Raw genomic sequence first — 20,742 nt, forward strand, 5'->3', positions numbered from 1 at the left:
AATTTCCTCACCGCGGTGACATACGAATGCCGGCATCTAAACGAATCACTTCTCCATTGACGTAGCCATTTTCCATCATGAAAATAGCCAAGGACGCATATTCAGCTGGAACGCCCAAGCGTTTTGGAAACTCAACCATACTTTCTAATTTCTCTATAACAGGTTCGGGCAGTCCCGCTGCCATTGGTGTACGGAATAATCCCGGTGCGATGGTATTGATACGAATGCCGTAGGATGACAGATCACGTGCAATTGGCAACGTCATTCCTGCCACACCCGCTTTACTAGCGGCATAGGCGGCTTGCCCCATCTGCCCATCAAAAGCCGCAATCGATGCCGTGTTAATGATAATTCCACGTTCGTCATCCTCTGTTAAAGGCTCATTCTTAATCATTTCAGCTGCTGCTAGTCTCAGTACATTGAACGTCCCATTCAAGTTAATATCCAAAACCCTTTTAAAGTTTGCCAAAGGCATCGCTCCTGTTCGCCCAATAACCTTTTGCGGCGGAGCTACACCCGCACAGTTGACACAAATATGAATCGCACCGAATGCTGCTATCACTTTTTGAATACCTGCCTCAACGGACTCCTCACTTGTTACATCTACATGTGCAAAATCAACATTTCCCCCTAGTTCCATACAGACTTCTTTGGCAGCTTCTTCATTCAAATCAAATATGACAACCTTTGCACCCTTGTTTACTAAACCCGTTACTGTTCCTAGCCCTAATCCAGAGGCTCCACCCGTCACAATTGCGACCTTACCTTTGATATCCATTGGTCCCATCCCCCACAATTGATTTTCGAATCAAAAATCCTTTATTCTCCCACAGAATCATGTATGCGCTTTCAATTTTGGTGTAGTAGGATTTGGCTTCATATTAGACGATTAATGCAGATTAGTAAATAGTGATGATATCATTTCTGCCGGTAGACGGCATGAAGCACGGATAAAAAAAGGGTTGCTGAAACAGCATTCACTGTTTCAGCAACCTTTCTGGATCAACATCCGGTCAGCTCTAGTATGTTTGATTTAAGATACTTGTATTTCGTTTTTACGCTTTTCAATCGCTGCAAGACGTTCATCATACTCTTCAACTGTCATATTATGCTCGACAAAATAACGATTGCGAGGATGCGTACGACATTCATCAGTACAACTGCGCATATATAAATGCTCATTTTCTTCAGAAGTAATGATTTTCGCATTACATTCTGGGTTGGCACAGTTCACGTAGCGCTCACATGGTGTCCCGTCAAAATGATCACGACCGACAATGACTTGTTCTACTTGATTGATTGGCACAGCAATACGCTCATCAAAGACATACATTTGTCCATCCCAAAGCTGGCCTTTTGCTACAGGATCTTTACCGTATGTCGCAATTCCACCGTGTAATTGCGATACATCCTCGAAGCCTTCACGGACAAGCCATCCTGAGAATTTTTCACAACGGATTCCACCTGTGCAATATGTTAGGATTTTCTTCCCTTCAAACTGCTCTTTGTTATCACGAATCCACTCTGGTAAATCGCGGAAGTTTTCGATATCTGGACGAACCGCGCCACGGAAATGGCCTAAGTCGAACTCATAATCATTGCGTGCATCAATGATGATGGTATCTTCCTCTTGCATTTGTTTGAACCACTCTTCAGGGCTCAAGCGTTTACCTGTTAGCTCATTCGGATTGATATCTTCCTCAAGGCTCAGATTCACAATTTCTTCACGTGCGCGTACATGCATTTTCTTGAAGGCATGTCGATCCGTATCGTCGATTTTGATAACCATATCAGCGAAACGCTCATCCTGTTTCATAAGGTCCATATAAGCATCCGTCTGTTCAAGCGTACCTGAACATGTACCATTGATACCCTCAGTACTGACTAAAATACGACCTTTTAGTCCAATTTCTTTACAAGCTTGTAAATGTTCAATAGCAAATGCTTCTGGGTCTTCGATAGTGACGTATTTATAATACAGAAGAACCCGATAAGTACTGTTTTCCAATTTTCCAACCACCTTGTTTTTTTATAATTGCATGTTATAAGTCAACAACCGGATCGGTATTAAGTGTAAACATACAAAAGATACCCGTATATGCACAATACGAGACGAAGCTATTGTACCATATGTATGCAGGAGAAAAAAGGGATTTTGATTGTTAAGAGCCCACTCCTAGGCGATTGTTAATAGTTTTTCACAATATCACAAAAGGACAACAAGCTAATTCCTTACATGGTTAAAATTAGCATCTCACAAACACTTTCCTTTCATTGGTCTACCACTATCTTTCATGTATACTAATAGAATATGTTTATCGTATCAGTAGACATTATACTTTATTTTTCAATCAATTACGCCTTAGCGTAATTGCGTCCAAATTTTGAATTGTGCCCGCAGGACGAGGCGAATTTAGGTTGCCTTCCACACCCCCTTTCAAAATTTTTGACATCCGCCGGAGACTTCACTTGAATCAACAAAGGATTTAAAGCCTCTACTAATTCAAGTGAAACTATTTACTAGTTTCAGCCGTCTAACTTTTTACAACCAATAAAGGAGCCCACAGCATGACAAGAACACATCGTAAGCGCCGTTCGACATGGATTGACATCACATTTTCTGCAACTATTATCGCACTGACGGTTGCGACCATTTATTTAATTTCAATAAACAACAAAAGTACGGCTGCCCCACCCCCTAAAACACAAGCTACCAAACCGACTCCTGTAGTAATCGATACGATTGACTCCAGCTATCCAGGCATCAAAATTATTACCGAAACATCGAACGATCCATATTCTCCATTTGCAATTCAATATCCGCAAAGCTTACATAGTACATTCAATGATGCGATTTCTGCTTATATCTCACATACGAAAAAAAGCTATTTGACTGCCATGGAAAAGAATAGAGAACTAGCGAGTGAATATAAAGGAGAATTGAATATCTCTTTTGAGACATTGTCCCATCACTCCGGCAATTATTCGTTTGTCGTCGTCAATTCTAATTCTATCGTGGGAGCAAATGGTTCAACAGAAATCCGCTCCTTTCATTTAAATCCTATAACAAAGAAAATCATTTCCATTGAAGATGTCTTTGAATGGGATCAGAAAAGGCTTGAAACGATTTCTACTTTAGTAAGAGAACACCTTTATAACGATTTGACTTTAGAAAACCATTTATATCCCGAGGAGCTTCATCTTAATACAGAGCCGATTTGGGAGAATTATAGTAATTTTGCTTTGGCAGATGATTCTATCGTCTTTTATTTTGATGAATACGCGCTAGCTGCTGGAGCAGTTGGACCTCCAATTGTCGCTATTCCTCTCCATACTATCGACAACTTATTAGCCGAAGAATTTAAGCTACAAGAACAACAGTCCAATCCACAACCAGATAATGATTCAGAAGTTGAAAAGCCAGACGATAGTACAACTCCCGATGTCAACGAACAACCCGACAAAGAGGATAATGCCAGTAACACCGATACAAACACTGGTGGAACACCACTTCCCGATGGTACAGGGGAAACGATCGTAAAAAAGGTTGCGCTAACATTTGATGATGGACCTGATCCAAAGGTAACGACGCAAATTCTTGATACATTACAAAAATACAATGCCAAAGCCACATTCTTCATGCTTGGTAGTCGGGTCGAATACTACCCCGACATCGCAAAAAATATCAATGATGCAGGCCATGAACTTGGCAATCATACGTGGAATCACCCAGATCTAACAAAAGCCGATATGGAAAAAGTACGCAAAGAAATCAATCGAACATCAGCGATTATTGAATCAGTAACAGGAACGAAAGCCACAGTTTTTAGGCCGCCTTACGGTGCTGTCAATCAAATGGTCAAAAAACAATCCAATTTACCAACTGTCCTTTGGGATGTCGATACACTCGATTGGAAACACCGTGATGCCCATCGACTATTGATGAGAGTCAAGGAAGAAACAAAGAACGGTAGTATTATCCTTATGCATGATATCCACCAATCCACAGCCGATGGACTCGATGCCGTCCTTTCCTATCTACAAAGTGAAGGCTATATATTTGTAACCGTTTCAGAGCTAGATTAATTGAAATCCCACCGAAACTCATCGGTGGGATTTTTGTTTGTCAATTACGCCAAGGCATAATTGCGTTGGCGTAATTGAACTCCCTCTGATAGAAATGCTGAATCAAGTTAAAATAATTCACTTCTATTCTATACATACTAGAACAAATCTGCTATAATAAAACTAGAACAGTTAGGAGGTATCACCATGTTTATTCAAATTGAGCCTTCTTCGGATATCCCGATTTATACACAATTGGCTAATCAGTTAATTGAATTGATTGCTCGAAGGGAACTGATCGGCGGGGATGCCTTGCCTTCCGTCCGCTCATTGGCGGCGGATCTGAGTATGAATATGCATACAGTTAACAAGGCATATCATGCGTTAGAAAAGAAAGGCATCATTGAAATTGTGCCGAAATCGGGGGCGATTATTAATCCACCTGTCGAAGAAGGCATACAGGACAGCCATCGCGAGAGAATTGCAGAGGAATTGAAACCGTTACTTGCTGAAGCAATCGTACTTGGGATGGGGAAAGAGGATCTCATAACACTTGCATCATCAATCATTACTGACATCAAGGGGGAATAAAAAATGACGACTACCATTTTTCTAATTATTTTCGGCTTCATTGTCGTTATACAGTCTGCCATCCCATTTTTACTAAGACGGACGATTGCTTTTGGAGTGACCATTCCGGAAGGCCATACGGATAATACTATTATCGCATCCTATCGAAAAATGTACTCAGCAATCGTCAGTAGCATTGGTCTCATTTCGCTCATTGGCTTTGCCATTTGGGCTAACGGCAGCATTACCGAAGAACAAATTGTCTTGATAGGTTTAGCGATTCAATTTGGTATCCTTTTTCTCAGCATGGCTCTGTATTTATATTTCCATGCGAAAACAACCCAGCTGAAACGCATGAATAACTGGGGTGCAGACTTGAAACAAATACGGATTGTCGACTTAGCCATCCGTACGAAAGATGAAATGCTTCCAACGTCTATCTATGCCATACCATTAGCAATTACAATTGGTCTGATTGCCTATACCGCAACGCAATACGGCAATATGCCCGATATGATTCCGACGCACTGGGGACCTAATGGGCAACCTGATGCTTTCAGCCCTAAAACACCATTTTCTGTTATTGCTCTTCTACTTATTCAATTAATCATGCAAGGGATGTTACTTGGATTCAATGCGTTAATAAAACGGTCAGGCATTAAATTGAATGCCGCTAAAAGTAAAAGTTCCCAAGTACAACAGTTATCCTTCAGAAAATATAGTAGTTGGTTTTTGTTCATGACAACTGTACTCTCGACAGTTCTTATGAGTTTTCTACACTTATCAACGATTCATGAAGGTATTGGCAACACTGCACTTATGCTTGCTATGCCACTCGGTTTTCTATTACTTATCCTCATCGGTACAGCCATCTATGCCTTCAAAGTCGGTCAAAGTGGGTCACGCATAGATGTTGCATTTGAAGATGAATCGACACCTGGAGTCACAGATGTTGATGATGACCAATATTGGAAGTTTGGCGTCATTTACGTCAATAAAAACGATCCATCCATTTTTGTTGAAAAAAGATTTGGTGTAGGTTGGACCGTCAACTTTGGGCAGCCTCTTGGCTATGTCATCTTATTGGGTCCGTTAGTGCTCATCTTGGTTATTACTTTTCTATTGTAAAATAACACGTCTGTTGATTAACCATTTACTTGCATAAATCGTAGGTGAATAAAGGCTTGAAAATCACTTTTTTCACTAAATCGTTGCCGGTTCGCTCTCAGCTAACTATTCACGACATCATTACCAAGGAGGAATTGCAGTTCATTCCTCCGCGGAGGTTAATGTATCTAGAAATGACTTCGTCATTTCTAGATACATTATTTTCGGTCATTTTGTTGTGAATAGTTGCCTGTCGCGTACCTACACTGTTTAAGTGAAAAATGCAGTGGTTTGAGAAGAAAAGAATAGATGACTTTCTATAAAGGCTGTAAGTGCCCGAAGATGAAATTTCGGGCACTCTTGCACGTTGTACAAGGTATTCTCACTGTACTTTTAGCAAGTTTTATCAAGAAGGTGACACTACCTACAATAACAGTGGAAAAGACCATAGTAGAAGATTCAGCCGCCAAAATTGTATCTTTGGCGGCCCTCTCAGGTTAAGAAGCCCTCTATTCCCTCGTCCTCAAAAGCATTAGCACTTTGTGTATCTGTGTTTTTGTAGAGTGACGGATGAACGACCACCATACGATTACCGAACAGAATGTTTAGGATGCGACTTAGTCGCATACTACACATAAAATATAACGGCTATTGTATAGAAGTCGTTCAATACAGAAAGAGTCAAAATAAAACATTACACATAGTACATAGTTTTTTGATTAAATTATTTTTTGGTTAATCAACAGACGCGGTAAAACAATCACGAAATGCATCTGGCGCCCGGAGCTAGACAAAAAAAGCCGCAATTATGCGGCTTTTTTTCATTCAATCTATTCAGCTAAACACGCTCGTACTATGAAGTGGTTGTACTCTTGCTTTCGGGTCGATATGCGATTTCGCATGATTGACAGCAATCGGCGCTTCGCCTAGTCCAACAGCGATTAGCTTCACTTTGCCATCATAGTTCGTAATATCACCAGCTGCATAAATGCCTTCAATATTTGTTTCCATCCGCGTATTGACTAAAATCGAATTACGGTCCATCTCAAGTCCCCATTCTTTCAATGGTCCGAGTGAAGAGATATTACCATAGTTCACGATCAAATGATCGACATTCAATCGTTCTTCCGTGCCTTCTTTATCAGCTAGCACAACGCCACTAATTGTCCCTGCTTCGCCTTCAATCGCTTTTACTGAACGTGACGTTACGACAGTCACTTTCGATTCCATGAGCTGATTAACGCTAGTTTCATGCGCAGTGAAACGTTCACGACGATGAACAAGTGTGACGCTTGCTGCAATATCTTCAAGCATCAGTGACCAGTCAACAGCTGAGTCGCCCCCGCCGCAAACGACCACGTTTTGATCCTTAAAAATAGACAGATCCTTTATACCGTAGTGCAATGTTGTTCCTTCGAAGTCTACTTCTTCTTTCAAGCCAATCTTCCGTGGTTGGAATGCTCCAATTCCAGCTGTCAGCAGGATTGTACGTGTCAGGTGGATACCTTTATCTGTTTGCAGGATGAAGTGATCACCATCGCGTGTTACTGAAAGCGCCGTTTCACCTAAAATGATTTCTGGCTTCGCGTAATGTGCCTGTGTCACTAGATTCGCAACGAAATCCTTTGCAAGTATTTTCGGGAATCCCCCGACATCATATATATATTTATCGGGATAAAGCTCAATGAGTTGACCGCCAAGCTGTGGCAGGCTGTCAATAATCTTGACAGACATTTCTCGCATTCCTGCGTAAAATGAAGAGAAAAGTCCCGTTGGTCCTCCCCCGATGATTGTAATATCAACGATTTTGTTGTCCATAAGCTAACACTCCTGTTATAGTTTTTCTTTCTCGTCTGGATGAAAAAGAAAACTCTTTGCATCCACTTCACTCATTATCTACTAATTCGCTTAAAAAAACACATAATATGTTTTACATTTGTATGACGAATTAGAGAAAAGCCTGCACAATTAAATGTACAGGCCCTTGCCTTTTATTATTCCCGGTTCGCTTTACAAAAAGCTAAGACGATTTCTTTTTCGTCATCCTCTAATTCAAAATCAAGGACTTTTTCAGTTGCACGCTCAAAAAAATGATATGACGCAATGCGTTCTTCCTCACCATCGACAGCAAAAATAACGCGAAGTCCAGTTCCGCCTTCAGCGTACAACTCATCTTCTTCGTCTAACGTTAAATAAAGTCGAAATTGATAGCGTTCACCAGCAATAATTCCAGTTGGATCAAGAATTTGATCAACAATATGTTCATTAATTTCCATAGTTTTAACAACCTCTCACTTACAATTTTTCAGATAACGATGCATAAGCTGCACACTACTCTCCATCATACATCATTCTCCAACAAAATGATGCACTGGACCCCTTTTCCTAAAAAGAAATTCACAATTATCGTCAATAACTTTTGCAATCTGACCGAACTTCGTGAACAATAGAAACAGTGAAGTATTTCACTAGTAAATATTCAGGGGGAATTAGTTTGTTAAAATTTGAAGACTATCAATACACCAAACCTGAAATGGCGTCGTTAAAAAAAGAATTTGAAGCCCTACTTCAGGAATTTCGTTCCGCAAGCTCTTACGAACAGCAAAATGACGTGATGAAAAAGATTAATGCCATCGGTAGCAACTACTCCACACAATCTAATCTCGTCTACATCCGCGCTTCCATTGATACTAATGATGAATTCTATCAAAATGAACGGGATTATTTCGATGAAATTGGACCAGAGTACCAAGAACTTGAAACCGCTTACTATAAGGAACTCGTGTCAACTCCCTTTAGAGCACAGCTTGAAGAGCAATGGGGAAGCCAATTATTTGCGCTAGCTGATAATTCCATCAAGTCATTTGCTCCAGAAATTGTTGAATTGCTCCAAAAGGAAAACAAATTATCATCTGACTACTCAAAACTCGTTGCATCTGCACAAATCGAATTTGATGGCAAAACGTTAACGCTTGCACAAATGGGGCCATACGCGGAATCGACAGATCGTTCGATTCGCAAGTCCGCGATGGAAGCTACTCAAAAATTCTATGCGGATAATGGGGAGCAATTCGATACGATTTATGATGAACTCGTTACACTTCGTCATCAAATTGCGACAACACTTGGCTATAAAAACTTTGTAGAGCTTGGTTATGTTCGCATGAATCGCATTGATTATAATGCAGAAATGGTGAAGAAGTTCCGAGATCAAGTTCGAGATTTCATCGTTCCACTGGCCAGTCGCCTTTACGAGCGTCAAGCAGAACGAATTGGCGTCGATCAGTTAAAATTCTATGACCAGTCACTCAATTTCCTAACAGGCAATGCAACGCCTCAAGGCTCTCCTGAGTGGATCATCGAGAATGGAAAAAAGATGTATGCTGAACTATCACCTGAAACAAATACATTCTTCAAGTTTATGACAGACAAAAACTTAATGGACGTGGAAGCGAAGAAAGGGAAAGAAGCGGGCGGTTATTGTACATTTATCGACGATTATGATTCTCCGTTTATCTTCTCCAATTTTAATGGCACTTCCGGGGATATTGATGTACTGACGCATGAGGTCGGACACGCATTCCAAGTGTATTCTAGCCGCAATATCGGCATACCTGAATATATGTGGCCGACATATGAGGGGGCTGAAATCCATTCGATGAGTATGGAATTTTTCACTTGGCCGTGGATGGAGCTCTTCTTTAAAGAACAGGCCGATAAGTATAAGTTTTCACATCTTAGTGACGCATTGCTCTTTTTACCGTACGGTGTAGCTGTGGATGAGTTCCAGCATGTTGTGTATGAAAACCCACAAATGACGCCTGCTGAACGCAAAGCAGCTTGGAAAATGATTGAGAAAATCTATTTACCAATGCGTGATTATGATGGGATTGAATACCTAGAATCGGGTGCGGTCTGGCAACGTCAAGGTCATATTTTCGCAAGTCCATTCTATTACATCGATTACACATTGGCACAAATTTGTGCGTTCCAATTTTGGAAACGCTCACGCGAAGATCATGCAGCTGCTTGGAAGGACTATTTACACTTATGTACACTTGGCGGTTCTAAATCATTCACGCAACTCGTTGCTGAAGCGAATTTAATATCTCCATTTGAAGACGGCTGCGTCGAATCCGTCATTGGCACAATTGAATCATGGCTGAATGCAGTAGATGACAAAGCGTTGTGAAAATAAAACAGGCTATCCGTATTTACGGATTTGCCTGTTTTTTCGTCCATTACACCACTTTGTACAAGTGAATTTGTTTTTCTCTATCTTTTTACGCCTTTTACTACATCAAACCCTTTGCATTACCGTTAGCATCTATATCCATTCCAAGTGCAGCTGGTGTTTTTGGCAATCCAGGCATTGTCATAATATCGCCTGTTAAGCATACAAGAAATCCTGCGCCTAGTTTCGGAATGATTTCCCGAATTGTAATTGTAAACCCTTCTGGACGGCCTAACATTGTTGGATCGTCAGAAAATGAATATTGGGTTTTCGCCATACAAATAGGTAGGACATCCCAGCCGTTTTTTTCGATATTCTGTAGATTTTTCAATGCATTGTCAGTCAAAATGATTCCTTGCCCACCGTACACCTTCTGTACAATCGCTGTGATTTTATCACGAACAGGTTGTTCTACATGATAGAGTGGGGCGAAATGGTTCGGTTTATCCAACAGGCTAATTACCTCCCGCGCTAACGCAAGTCCACCTTCTCCTCCATGCTCCCAAACATCCGTTAATGCCACACGGATTGCATTCGTTTCACACCAATCAAAAATCACTTCAAGTTCATCCGGTGTGTCTGTTAAGAAACGATTGAGAGCGATTACAGGCTCTACACCGAAAACCAGTACTGTATCGACATGCTTTGCCAAGTTTTCCATGCCATCTTTCACAGCTTGAATATTCTCTTCTTTCAGCTGATTTTTTGGCATACCGCCATGCATTTTCAATGCACGCACTGTTGCGACAATAACAACTGCATCGGGTGCAAAATTCCCATGTCGCGCTTTAATATTCATAAATTTCTCGGCACCTAAATCAGCTCCGAATCCAGCCTCAGTAATGACAATATCCGCTAGTTTTCGTGCTGTATTTGTCGCTATGAGTGAATTACAACCGTGTGCAATATTGGCAAATGGTCCACCGTGTATCAAGGCTGGGGTCCCTTCAATCGTCTGGACCAAATTTGGTTTGAATGCTTCTTTTAATAGCAGGGTCAATGCGCCTTGTACGCCAAGATCACGAACTGTAACCGCTTCCTTGTCATATGTATAACCGATGACAATCCGGGCAATTCGTTCCTTCAAATCCGTTAGACTAGTTGCCAAGCAAAATACTGCCATAATTTCAGAGGCTACCGTAATGTCAAAGCCATCTTCTCTCGGTACGCCTTGGGCAGGTCCTCCTAGACCGATTGTTACATGACGCAGCGCTCGATCATTCATATCGAGTACACGCTTCCATGTAATTCTTCGCGGGTCAATTCGAAGAATATTGCCATGATGGAGATGGTTATCAATCATAGCGCTTAGCGCATTATTCGCCGTCGTAATAGCATGTATATCGCCATTGAAATGCAAATTAATCTCTTCCATTGGTAACACTTGTGCATAACCGCCGCCAGTTGCCCCACCTTTCATCCCCATAACTGGACCAAGGGATGGCTCCCGCAAAGCAATCATTGTCTTTTCGCCTAATTTTGAAAGTGCATCCGCCAGTCCTACAGTAACCGTCGACTTGCCTTCTCCTGCTGGTGTCGGGCTAATCGCCGTAACAAGTACAACTTTGCCGTTCTTACTCGATCCAGTTAGTTTCGTAACATCAATTTTCGCTTTAAACTTACCATATGGCTCAACTGCTTCTTCTGGGATGCCAGCTTTTTCAGCAATTGCCCAAATCGGTTTCATCACCGCTTTTGATGCAATTTCTAAATCCGTCAACGGAATAACTTCTTCTGTCATAAAAACCCCCACCTTTCTTTGTCTACAGTATAGCGCATTCATATTTCGGATTAATCCTTACTTTCTGACATTCATATGACAAATTTACGCTCTCTCGGAATCACTACGGCACTTTGCAAATCACTCACTTACACGCAATACCACTTTTCCAAACTGCTTACTGTCTTCAATATAGTCAAACGCCGCCAGCGCATCATTCAAAGCAAACACTGTATCGACCACTGGACGTGTCCCGTACTTTTCAATATGTGTCAGCATATCACGCAATTCTTCTCTGCTTCCCATCGTCGATCCAAATAATTGATATTGGCCATAAAAAAAGGCACGTAAATCCATGTCAACCGTATCACCTGCCGTCGCCCCGAACACGACGATACGCCCTCCTTTTTTTAACACTCCTAGCGAACGATTGAATGTTGCTCGTCCGACACTTTCAATCACCAAGTCAATCGTTTCACCTGCTAGTTCCTGTTGCCAATCGCTAGCTGTATCTAGTGCGACATCCGCCCCGAGCGCCAGCGCCTGTTTTCGCTTATCTTCATTACGCGATGTAACAATGACACGCGCCCCACTATTTTTAGCGAATGCAATGAGATAAGTTGCTACACCACTCCCCGCACCAGGGATAAAAACCGTATCTCCCGCCTGCAAGCCCCCTTTGGTAAATAAAGCACGATAACCTGTGACACCAGCGAGAGATAGCACAGCTGCCTCCTCCCACGTTAAATGAGCTGGCTTTCTTTCAACTTGCTCCGCTGAAATAGCAATCTTTTCTGCGAACGTCCCGTGATCAGGCATACCTAAAATATCAAAGCCTTCTGGCGGCGCATCGCTATTGTCGTACCAACGAAGTGCGGGATTGATAATGACTTCATCTCCAACATTAAATGCCGTTACGTCTTCACCAACTGACTCAATTACGCCTGACCCGTCGGAACCGATGATTAATGCCTCTGTTGCATTCCCTCTACGAGCAGGAATGTATAGGTCACGCCGGTTCAGACCCGCTGCCCGAATCGCAACAACAACTTCCCCCTTTGTCGCAATAGGTTCTTCCATCTCACTAATTTTCAACTGTCCAGCTTCATGAATAAACGCTTTCACATCTATCATCCTTTCCCCCACTCATTACCTCGACATACTACTTCTAGTATACCATGAAATCACACTAGCGTTCTCACTGTTCTAAATTGTCTATACAACAAAAAACGCAAGAAGCACTCTGCTCTTTGCGTTTTTCTTACTGACTTTCATTTTGTAAAGTAACGACAATAATTTCCGGTTGATTAAAAATCCGGATAGGAATGATACTATTACCCAATCCACGACTAACTACCATCTGACTACCATCCTTGTTGTGGACACCTGCTGTATAAGTTGGAAACCAACCTTGCCCCGGTGATACAAGTCCACCGAATCCCGGAATTCGAAATTGACCTCCGTGTGCATGACCGCTAAATATGACATCCATTCCTTGTTCGACGTAAGCCTCAAATTGCTCTGGTCTATGTGACAATAGAATTTTAAACATCTGATTAGGTACATGTTCAAATGCCTGATTCATTGAAGTCTTGACTGCTTCCTCATCATCCAGATAGCTGAGCAACGGATCTTCAATCCCACCAATCGCTATCCCGCCACGCTGATTCGACGTTATAATTTCCGCTTCATCTGATAAGACTCGAACACCCAAATCTTCTAGTGCATCTTTAATACGTTCTATATCATTCGTTGCAATTTCATGATTTCCCGTGACATAGTACATCGGTGCAACCCCTTGCAGCCTTTTAACCAGAAGTAAACTTTGCTCAAGATTATAACGATTGCTGTCAATAAAATCCCCCGTGATGAAAATAACATCTGGTGCAATCATTTTTACTTTATCGACGACTTCCGCATGACTGTCACCAAACATGGCATCATGCAAATCTGATAATTGAACAATTTTATATCCGTTGAAATCAACAGGAATTTTATCGGATATAATAGTATTTTGTGTCACACCGACTGTTGTATTACCCCAATAAGTTAGCAGAATAATAACAATGAATAGTACAATTATGAGAATAAAAATCGGCTTCCTATTCTTTCTCTTCGTAGCGGTAGTTGATTCCATTACAGCCAGCGCTTTTTAACCTTTGCAAGCTCTAGCAATTCAAGCACTTCTTTCTTCGGAAGTTCTGTCAAGATAGCTAACAGTTCGCGCTCCGCACGCCTTCTCCCTTTTCCACTTCTATAGTTTTCTTTATTCACCGCATCCAGTTCTGCGTACAAATCAGCTGTACGATCAGTTTCTTCATCCGCTTCTAACTCATCCGCAATCGTTTCCCTTAACTTATCATACAATAAATCAACATTCGGGGATCCCGAGTTCTTAAACGCTTTTGAAACCTTTGCATTGCCAAGAATTAGCTCATCTGTCGAAACATTAAAGCGCTCTGAAATTTTGGCTATCCATGCAGCAGATGGGGCATTCTTTCCTTTTTCCCAATCTTTAATTCGACTAGCAGATGTTCCAATAGCGGTACCAAATGCCATCATGGACAACCCACGTTGCTCCCGCAAAGCTTTTAAACGTACACCAAAATCCTCTTTATTCCATTCATTCATACTGACGCCTCCTTTAATAGTCAAGTTGCTATACTCTATTATTTTTTATTCAGAGGTTTCTGTCAATCAATTTTTTGATTTTTCTATAAAACTTTTTTAGTAGCCTGTTTTCTGGCGATTATAATTCTCTTCGTTCTTCGCTATGTAAGCCTGAATGATGTCCTCATTCGTAAAGCCCAGTTTATTAGCAATTGCACCGTAATATACCCACACTTGCTCATAGGACTCCATTGATAGATCCTCCAAAAAACGGTGAATGACAGCTGTTGTTGCCAAAAACAATTGTGTTAAATTGCCTTCTACTTCACGCACCGGCCAAGTTGTCAATGTATGTAAATTTTTTTCAATTCCAAGGGAAAGTAGGAAGTGAATCGAGTCCACATACTCCTCCAAAATAACGGCGTCCTCTGATGGCCCCTTCGTACTCCAAAATTTAAAACACCGTGTTTCATTCGCCAGTTCCGCCAGTTCGATAAGAAGTGCCAAGCCTTTTTCTTGAAATACATCGCTTTGCTGTTGGCGATTATTTTGGATAAATGAATCCAATTCTCGCTGCATAGAAAATAATGTTGACAGTTGCATAAAAAAACCTCCAGAAAATTTTATAAAAGTGAAACCAATCTACCTCCTCATCCGTATAGGAGAGTACTACGTTTAAAGTGAGGGGGATCTGTTATGCCATTGCTGATCCGTTTTGTCATTATTGCTTTCATCATCTATTTATTTTACCGAGGTATTCGTTATTTAACGGACCCCAAGCGCAAATTGGATGAAGCTTATGAACAACAGCAATTTTACTTTTATGATGATGTGAAAAATGTTCGAAAAAACTTCTTCATTACGTACAAAGGTGCTATGTTTGAAGGCGAAAAATACTTAGGAACAACTGAAGATTCCTTTGATGTTGTATCCATTTTTGTCCGGGTGAAGGACGAAGCGAAACTACAAGGATTCACGAAAGATGATTTCCATTTTCTAAAGTCAGAAATTCTTTCTAATTACCCAAAAGCAGATATCGGTTGGAAAAATCCAATTGAGCAATTGATGAATACTTGATAAAGGTCCGTCGATTTGACGGGCTTTTTTTATGCTGTGAAACTCCCCGGCATACGAACGCCTAAAAGATAAAGAATGCCAATTCCATAGATCATCGCTAATAGGAGAAAACCTATGCGGAATGACGTATGTCTTGTCTTATGACGAAACATTTGCATGCCCAAATAAGCACCGATGCCACCACCAAGGATTGCTAGTAACCATAAATTTCTTTCCGGCACTCTGCGCCCTCTTTTCTTCGCTTGCCGCTTATCATATCCCATTGCTGCAAAAGCCCAAATCGACATAAACATCAACCAACTGACCAATATCGGCTGCATCTGCATTCCCCCTTATATCCTCCATTTTACACCATTTGTTAACCGGAATGTCGCTAATCTGGTGAAGTGGACTACCTTACGATCAAACTCGACTACCTATAATGGAAACTGGACTTCCTCGCGGGCAAACTCGGCTTCCAATAATGAAATTGAGCTACCTTGGGCAAACACGACTACCTATAATGGAAACTGGGCTACCTCGCGGACAAACTCGGCTACCTATAATGCAAACTCGACTACCTCGCGGGCAAACATGATGCCCTTTATATAACTTTTCTACTTTGCCAATAAATAAAAAACCGCCCCGAGGCCGGATTAACTCCGGTTCTCTTGGCGGCTTCTAGTCAAAGACTTATTTTGCGATTGATTTTTTAGCTGCATCTGCAAGTTGTGCAAACGCTGATGCGTCAGTTACTGCAAGATCAGCAAGCATTTTGCGGTTAACATCGATACCAGCTACTTTCAAACCGTGCATAAGTGTGCTGTATGAAAGACCATTGATACGTGCAGCTGCATTGATACGTGTAATCCAAAGTTTGCGGAATTCACGTTTCTTTTGACGACGGTCACGGTATGCATAGTTCAATGATTTCATGACCTGTTGGTTTGCGACTTTGTAAAGTCTATGTTTTGAACCGTAATAACCTTTTGCTAATTTCAATACTCGATTACGACGCTTGCGCGTCACTGTTCCACCTTTTACGCGTGGCATAGTTCATTACCTCCTGCTTTTCTGTCCGATTATGGTTTGAATTATTTTACGTATGTGAGCATTTCGCGGATACGTTTGTAGTCTCCTGAAGAAACGAGTGAAGCTTTACGCAGGTGGCGTTTCGCTTTTGTCGATTTATTCGCAAAAAGGTGACTTGTGTAAGCACGGCCGCGTTTCAATTTACCAGAACCGGTTTTTTTGAAACGTTTCGCTGAACCGCGGTGAGTTTTCATTTTTGGCATGTTCTGTTCCTCCTAAATCTTTCGTTGTTACTGTTTTTCAGCAGTTGGCGCAAGCACTAAGAACATGCTGCGACCTTCCATCTTCGGTCGTTGTTCAACCGTCGATACATCTTTGCACGCTTCTGCAAAGCGGTCAAGGACACGCTGTCCGATTTCCTTGTGCGTAATCGCACGTCCGCGGAAACGGATAGAGCATTTTACTTTGTCGCCTTTTTCAAGGAACTTGATCGCATTACGTAGTTTCGTTTGAAAATCGTGCTCATCAATTGTCGGGCTTAACCGAACTTCTTTGAGTAGGATAATCTTCTGATTTTTACGTACTTCACGGTCCTTTTTCTGTTGCTCAAACTTGAACTTCCCATAGTCCATGATACGAGCTACTGGGGGTTTCGCTTGTGGAGCGACAAGGACGAGATCCAAATTCGCACGAGCGGCGATTTCTAGTGCCTCGGTACGAGTTTTGATTCCGAGCTGATCGCCGTTATGGTCGATAATTCGCAGCTCGCGGGCACGAATACCCTCATTTACGTACATGTCTTTGCTAATAGTAATCCACCTCCGGATGTTATCTCGCGAATACATGGTTTGGGTACACCGGCCAAATAGGTCGGTACCACAGGTCCATCCAATCAATTACGCCCGGCGTAATTGCATCTAGATTTTTTCGAGTTCGCTCGAAAAGCTCACTTTAAAAATCTATGAAATCCGCCGGAGGCATTATTTTGTTTCAGCAGGTGTTTGGACACTCGCTGATCAAAATAAAAAAGGTAGACAAATTAGATTTGTCTACCCGCGTATGTGTACGCACATCGAAATGCACGGCACGTTCACTCATGTGTTGACCTGTCAACAACGTCAAGGCGTCAAACAGGTGAGAAGCGGGTAGCCTCTTCTTATACCACAAACTGTATTCAGTCATTACTAACCTTATTTACTTTATCATACACCATTGTGCGTGTCAACAATTTTAATAAAATAGCTATTTGAGCTGCCTTAAATAATTCTTCCAATAACGCTTCGGGATGCCTGCGCTAGAGTTTAGATAAATTCATTAGCTCAACTTATTATAATGAAGTTACTTCTTCTTGCAACCTAGCGATGAAATCATCAAACGGCATACTCTCGGACTTCTGTTCACCATATTTACGAACATTCACTTCGCCCGTTTCCACTTCTTTGTCGCCAAGCACGAGCATATAAGGTACTTTCTGCATTTGTGCTTCACGGATTTTATAACCGATTTTTTCTTCGCGGCTATCAATATCGACACGGAAGCCAGCTGCAACTAGTTTTTCACGTACGCCATCTGCATAGTCAAAATGCGCATCTGGTGATACGGGAATCACTTCTACTTGAACAGGCGCCAACCAAGTTGGGAATGCACCTTTGTATTCTTCAATTAGGAATGCGACAAAACGTTCCATTGTAGATACAACACCACGGTGAATAACGACTGGACGATGTTGCTTACCGTCTTCTCCTACATATGTTAGGTCAAAACGTTCTGGTAACAAGAAGTCTAGCTGTACAGTTGACAACGTTTCTTCCATACCAATAGCCGTTTTTACTTGAACGTCCAATTTCGGACCGTAGAATGCTGCTTCACCTTCCGCTTCTACATAATCCAGACCCATTTCATCCATCGCTTCTTTTAACATGGTTTGTGCACGATTCCACATTGCATCGTCATCAAAGTATTTCTCTGTATCTGCTGGATCACGATAAGATACACGGAATGAATAGTCTTCAATTTTGAAATCTTTATAAACGTCAATGACAAGTTGCACAACACGTTTGAACTCGTCTTTGATTTGATCGGGGCGGACAAAGATATGTGCATCATTCAATGTCATTCCACGAACACGTTGCAAGCCTGATAATGCACCAGACATTTCATAACGGTGCATCGTTCCTAGTTCTGCAATCCGTAATGGCAAGCTCCGGTATGAATGAATGCCATTTTTGTAAATCATCATATGGTGTGGACAGTTCATCGGACGCAACACAAGATCTTCGTTGTCCATACTCATAACAGGGAACATACCATCCTGATAGTGATCCCAATGACCTGATGTTTTATACAATTCCACACTACCGAGAACTGGCGTATAGACATGATCATAACCAAGCTTCTGCTCTTTATCGACAATATAACGTTCAATAATGCGACGAATTGTTGCACCTTTTGGTAACCACATTGGTAAACCTTGGCCCACTTTTTGTGAGTTCATGAACAGATTCAATTCTTTACCGATTTTACGGTGATCACGTTCTTTTGCTTCTTCTAGTAAACGTAGATGCTCTTTTAGTTCGTCTTTTTTGAAGAATGCTGTCCCGTAAATACGTTGTAGCATTTTGTTATTGGAATCGCCGCGCCAATAAGCACCTGCGATACTAAGCAATTTGAATTCTTTTAATTTCCCAGTGGATGGTACGTGAACCCCACGGCATAGATCGATGAAATCGCCTTGTTCGTAAAGCGATACTTGCTCGCCTGCTGGAATCGCTTCAAGCAATTCCAATTTGTATTCATCATCAATTTTCTTGAAGATTTCTGCCGCCTCTTCGCGTGACACATCATGACGGATGACTTCAACGTTTTCAGCAATGATTTTCCGCATTTCTTTTTCAAGCTCCGGTAAATCCTCCGCTGTGATTGGTGTTGGTGAATCAATATCATAATAAAAACCGCTAGAAATAACAGGTCCGATACCCAATTTTGCATCCGGGAATTTACGTTTTACAGCCTGCGCTAAAAGATGCGCTGAGCTATGACGTAAAATCTCAAGTGCTTCAGCTGATTGCGGTGTAATGATTCCAAAATCGCCACCTTCAGTAAGTGGTGTTTTTAAATCGATCAGTTTGTCCCCCACTTTACCTGCCAATGCACTTTTTCGTAGTCCTGGGCTAATGGATGCTGCAACATCCTCTGTAGTTGTCCCTTGTGGGAACTCCTTCACTGCGCCATCTGGAAATTGTAATTTGATCATCTCTGCCATTGTTTTAAACACTCCTTCTTATTTTTTGGAATCAAAAAAAGCCCCATCCCTGGAAAGGGACGAAGCTTTAGCTCGCGGTTCCACCCTTGTTTCTTCAGTCCAACACAAATAAACGTTGGAAAGATGAAGCTTGACATCGGCTAACGGGCCGGTACCGTCGATGATTCGTCATCGCTGCTCCAAGGTGGTAAATCGTTCGTCTATCCGTCAGGGCTTCCAGCCAATGGCCCCGTTCTCTGTAGGTCAACTAAACAATTATTGTCCTCTTCGTTGCATTTTAACTTAGTGATTAATTATTAAAGCTGAGTATACGCTGGTTACTTTATAAATGCAAGTCTGTTTTATTAAACAGATAAAAGTTCTTCCACTGTAATTTCAATTAAATCCGGATTTTCCAAAGGCGGAATCCCAAGTAAATCACAAGGACGTCCAATTTTATCAATCTTACCGTCTTTAATCTTCACAATGCGATCCGCAAGTGCGTGGGCGTCATTTTCATTATGCGTAACAAAAATAACAGTCGTGTTGGTCTTTTTCAATATGCGGCGCAAATCTTCACGAATTTTCACTTGCAAATCTGTATCGAGGTTACTAAATGGCTCATCCAGCAAAAGCAGCTCTGGCTCTGGAGCAATCGCACGTGCAAGTGCTACACGTTGCTGTTGGCCACCACTCAATTGGTGTGGATAGCGTTTTTCAAACCCTACTAACTCGACGAGTTCGAGCACTTCATGCGTACGTTTTTTCTTGTCTTTCCGCGTCATTTTAGTGAGTCCAAAGATAATATTTTCTTCCACACTCATATGTGGGAAAAGCGCGTAGTCTTGAAATACCATTCCGATTCCACGTTTCTCAGGTTGGATAAAAAGATGACTATCGATCATTTTTTTACCGCCAAGTGCAAATGAACCTCCATCTGGCATTTCAAGTCCAGCAATGAGACGTAAAATGGTACTCTTCCCACTGCCACTTCGACCGAGTATGGAGATAACTTCGCCCTTCTCTATCGTAAACGAAAAAGCATTAACTGCCTTCGTCACGGCATTCGAATAACTGAAGCTTAAATTTTGAATATCTATGAACATA

General features: G+C 41.6%; 20 protein-coding genes. 5 read left to right on the forward strand and 15 right to left on the reverse strand.

Annotated features, from left to right (window positions below):
* Positions 1-7: 7 nt before the first annotated feature.
* Together R2B77_RS01870 and trhO are read right to left on the reverse strand one after the other, a co-directional pair.
* Complete coding sequence (locus tag R2B77_RS01870; protein WP_203246703.1) at positions 8-778, reverse strand: SDR family NAD(P)-dependent oxidoreductase; 771 nt, start codon at positions 776-778, stop codon at positions 8-10.
* 255 nt (positions 779-1,033) lie between these two features.
* A complete protein-coding gene (gene trhO, locus R2B77_RS01875; protein WP_203246702.1) occupies positions 1,034-2,008 on the reverse strand; it encodes an oxygen-dependent tRNA uridine(34) hydroxylase TrhO in 975 nt (324 codons plus the stop codon).
* A 560-nt stretch (positions 2,009-2,568) separates the two neighbouring features.
* Between trhO and R2B77_RS01880 the strand changes: the two genes are divergently transcribed.
* The 3 genes from R2B77_RS01880 (at position 2,569) to R2B77_RS01890 (ending at position 5,763) form a co-directional block, all read left to right on the forward strand.
* The gene (locus R2B77_RS01880; RefSeq protein WP_203246701.1) at positions 2,569-4,086 is read left to right on the forward strand and encodes a polysaccharide deacetylase family protein; all 1,518 of its coding nucleotides are present in this window, start codon (positions 2,569-2,571) and stop codon (positions 4,084-4,086) included.
* A 186-nt stretch (positions 4,087-4,272) separates the two neighbouring features.
* Entirely contained in the window at positions 4,273-4,656 is a 384-nt protein-coding gene (locus R2B77_RS01885; protein WP_203246700.1) for a GntR family transcriptional regulator, read from the forward strand.
* 3 nt (positions 4,657-4,659) lie between these two features.
* Positions 4,660-5,763 (forward strand): DUF1648 domain-containing protein, encoded by a 1,104-nt coding sequence (locus tag R2B77_RS01890; RefSeq protein ID WP_203246699.1) that lies wholly within the window; start codon positions 4,660-4,662, stop codon positions 5,761-5,763.
* A gap of 813 nt (positions 5,764-6,576) precedes the next feature.
* Here R2B77_RS01890 and R2B77_RS01895 read toward each other — a convergent pair.
* Positions 6,577-7,560 carry an NAD(P)/FAD-dependent oxidoreductase gene (locus R2B77_RS01895; protein ID WP_203246698.1) on the reverse strand — a complete coding sequence of 328 codons (984 nt, stop codon included), beginning with the start codon at positions 7,558-7,560 and terminating at the stop codon, positions 6,577-6,579.
* Positions 7,561-7,736: 176 nt separating this feature from the next.
* The gene (locus R2B77_RS01900) at positions 7,737-8,018 is read right to left on the reverse strand and encodes a DUF6509 family protein (RefSeq protein ID WP_203246697.1); all 282 of its coding nucleotides are present in this window, start codon (positions 8,016-8,018) and stop codon (positions 7,737-7,739) included.
* Between the two features lie 218 nt (positions 8,019-8,236).
* On the opposite strand from R2B77_RS01900, the gene R2B77_RS01905 reads away from it, so the two are divergent.
* Entirely contained in the window at positions 8,237-9,934 is a 1,698-nt protein-coding gene (locus tag R2B77_RS01905) for a M3 family oligoendopeptidase (RefSeq protein WP_203246696.1), read from the forward strand.
* 103 nt (positions 9,935-10,037) lie between these two features.
* On the opposite strand, the gene R2B77_RS01910 is transcribed toward R2B77_RS01905, so the two are convergent.
* From R2B77_RS01910 to R2B77_RS01930, 5 genes are all read right to left on the reverse strand, one after another.
* Complete coding sequence (locus R2B77_RS01910) at positions 10,038-11,717, reverse strand: formate--tetrahydrofolate ligase (protein WP_203246695.1); 1,680 nt, start codon at positions 11,715-11,717, stop codon at positions 10,038-10,040.
* A 120-nt stretch (positions 11,718-11,837) separates the two neighbouring features.
* Positions 11,838-12,821, reverse strand: a complete 984-nt coding sequence (locus tag R2B77_RS01915) for a zinc-binding dehydrogenase (RefSeq protein ID WP_322555625.1) — start codon at positions 12,819-12,821, stop codon at positions 11,838-11,840.
* Positions 12,822-12,957: 136 nt separating this feature from the next.
* Positions 12,958-13,833 carry a metallophosphoesterase gene (locus R2B77_RS01920; protein WP_203246693.1) on the reverse strand — a complete coding sequence of 292 codons (876 nt, stop codon included), beginning with the start codon at positions 13,831-13,833 and terminating at the stop codon, positions 12,958-12,960.
* Positions 13,833-14,327 carry a helix-turn-helix domain-containing protein gene (locus R2B77_RS01925; RefSeq protein ID WP_203246692.1) on the reverse strand — a complete coding sequence of 165 codons (495 nt, stop codon included), beginning with the start codon at positions 14,325-14,327 and terminating at the stop codon, positions 13,833-13,835. The genes R2B77_RS01920 and R2B77_RS01925 overlap by 1 nt, the downstream gene beginning before the upstream one ends.
* 96 nt (positions 14,328-14,423) lie before the next feature.
* Entirely contained in the window at positions 14,424-14,909 is a 486-nt protein-coding gene (locus R2B77_RS01930; protein ID WP_203246691.1) for a dUTP diphosphatase, read from the reverse strand.
* Positions 14,910-15,002: 93 nt separating this feature from the next.
* On the opposite strand from R2B77_RS01930, the gene R2B77_RS01935 reads away from it, so the two are divergent.
* A complete protein-coding gene (locus R2B77_RS01935) occupies positions 15,003-15,383 on the forward strand; it encodes a hypothetical protein (protein WP_203246690.1) in 381 nt (126 codons plus the stop codon).
* A 29-nt stretch (positions 15,384-15,412) separates the two neighbouring features.
* Here the strand turns inward: R2B77_RS01935 and R2B77_RS01940 are convergent, their stop codons facing one another.
* The 6 genes from R2B77_RS01940 to R2B77_RS01965 form a co-directional block, all read right to left on the reverse strand.
* Positions 15,413-15,703, reverse strand: a complete 291-nt coding sequence (locus R2B77_RS01940) for a DUF1294 domain-containing protein (protein WP_203246689.1) — start codon at positions 15,701-15,703, stop codon at positions 15,413-15,415.
* 352 nt (positions 15,704-16,055) lie between these two features.
* Positions 16,056-16,415, reverse strand: coding sequence for a 50S ribosomal protein L20 (gene rplT, locus R2B77_RS01945; RefSeq protein ID WP_203246688.1), 360 nt, complete (start codon positions 16,413-16,415; stop codon positions 16,056-16,058).
* 41 nt (positions 16,416-16,456) lie between these two features.
* Positions 16,457-16,657 carry a 50S ribosomal protein L35 gene (gene rpmI / locus R2B77_RS01950; protein WP_203246687.1) on the reverse strand — a complete coding sequence of 67 codons (201 nt, stop codon included), beginning with the start codon at positions 16,655-16,657 and terminating at the stop codon, positions 16,457-16,459.
* A 27-nt stretch (positions 16,658-16,684) separates the two neighbouring features.
* Complete coding sequence (gene infC, locus R2B77_RS01955; RefSeq protein WP_203246966.1) at positions 16,685-17,203, reverse strand: translation initiation factor IF-3; 519 nt, start codon at positions 17,201-17,203, stop codon at positions 16,685-16,687.
* A 518-nt stretch (positions 17,204-17,721) separates the two neighbouring features.
* Positions 17,722-19,656 (reverse strand): threonine--tRNA ligase, encoded by a 1,935-nt coding sequence (gene thrS, locus R2B77_RS01960; protein ID WP_212391239.1) that lies wholly within the window; start codon positions 19,654-19,656, stop codon positions 17,722-17,724.
* Positions 19,657-20,000: 344 nt separating this feature from the next.
* Positions 20,001-20,741, reverse strand: coding sequence for an ABC transporter ATP-binding protein (locus R2B77_RS01965; protein WP_203246686.1), 741 nt, complete (start codon positions 20,739-20,741; stop codon positions 20,001-20,003).
* Position 20,742: the final 1 nt, after the last annotated feature.

Origin of the sequence: Sporosarcina beigongshangi (assembly GCF_033485195.1) — a bacterium.
In the GTDB taxonomy this organism is placed as follows: domain Bacteria; phylum Bacillota; class Bacilli; order Bacillales_A; family Planococcaceae; genus Sporosarcina; species Sporosarcina beigongshangi.

Bases quoted from the DNA above. Each gene is read 5' to 3' on its own strand.
- R2B77_RS01880 (WP_203246701.1), top strand. From the start codon at position 2,569: ATGACAAGAACACATCGTAAGCGCCGTTCGACATGGATTGACATCACA.
- rplT (WP_203246688.1), bottom strand. From the start codon at position 16,415: ATGCCACGCGTAAAAGGTGGAACAGTGACGCGCAAGCGTCGTAATCGA.
- R2B77_RS01910 (WP_203246695.1), bottom strand. From the start codon at position 11,717: ATGACAGAAGAAGTTATTCCGTTGACGGATTTAGAAATTGCATCAAAA.
- R2B77_RS01930 (WP_203246691.1), bottom strand. From the start codon at position 14,909: ATGCAACTGTCAACATTATTTTCTATGCAGCGAGAATTGGATTCATTT.
- R2B77_RS01935 (WP_203246690.1), top strand. From the start codon at position 15,003: ATGCCATTGCTGATCCGTTTTGTCATTATTGCTTTCATCATCTATTTA.
- rpmI (WP_203246687.1), bottom strand. From the start codon at position 16,657: ATGCCAAAAATGAAAACTCACCGCGGTTCAGCGAAACGTTTCAAAAAA.
- R2B77_RS01870 (WP_203246703.1), bottom strand. From the start codon at position 778: ATGGATATCAAAGGTAAGGTCGCAATTGTGACGGGTGGAGCCTCTGGA.
- R2B77_RS01885 (WP_203246700.1), top strand. From the start codon at position 4,273: ATGTTTATTCAAATTGAGCCTTCTTCGGATATCCCGATTTATACACAA.
- thrS (WP_212391239.1), bottom strand. From the start codon at position 19,656: ATGGCAGAGATGATCAAATTACAATTTCCAGATGGCGCAGTGAAGGAG.
- R2B77_RS01900 (WP_203246697.1), bottom strand. From the start codon at position 8,018: ATGGAAATTAATGAACATATTGTTGATCAAATTCTTGATCCAACTGGA.
- R2B77_RS01890 (WP_203246699.1), top strand. From the start codon at position 4,660: ATGACGACTACCATTTTTCTAATTATTTTCGGCTTCATTGTCGTTATA.
- R2B77_RS01940 (WP_203246689.1), bottom strand. From the start codon at position 15,703: ATGCAGCCGATATTGGTCAGTTGGTTGATGTTTATGTCGATTTGGGCT.
- R2B77_RS01965 (WP_203246686.1), bottom strand. From the start codon at position 20,741: ATGTTCATAGATATTCAAAATTTAAGCTTCAGTTATTCGAATGCCGTG.
- R2B77_RS01925 (WP_203246692.1), bottom strand. From the start codon at position 14,327: ATGAATGAATGGAATAAAGAGGATTTTGGTGTACGTTTAAAAGCTTTG.
- R2B77_RS01920 (WP_203246693.1), bottom strand. From the start codon at position 13,833: ATGGAATCAACTACCGCTACGAAGAGAAAGAATAGGAAGCCGATTTTT.
- R2B77_RS01895 (WP_203246698.1), bottom strand. From the start codon at position 7,560: ATGGACAACAAAATCGTTGATATTACAATCATCGGGGGAGGACCAACG.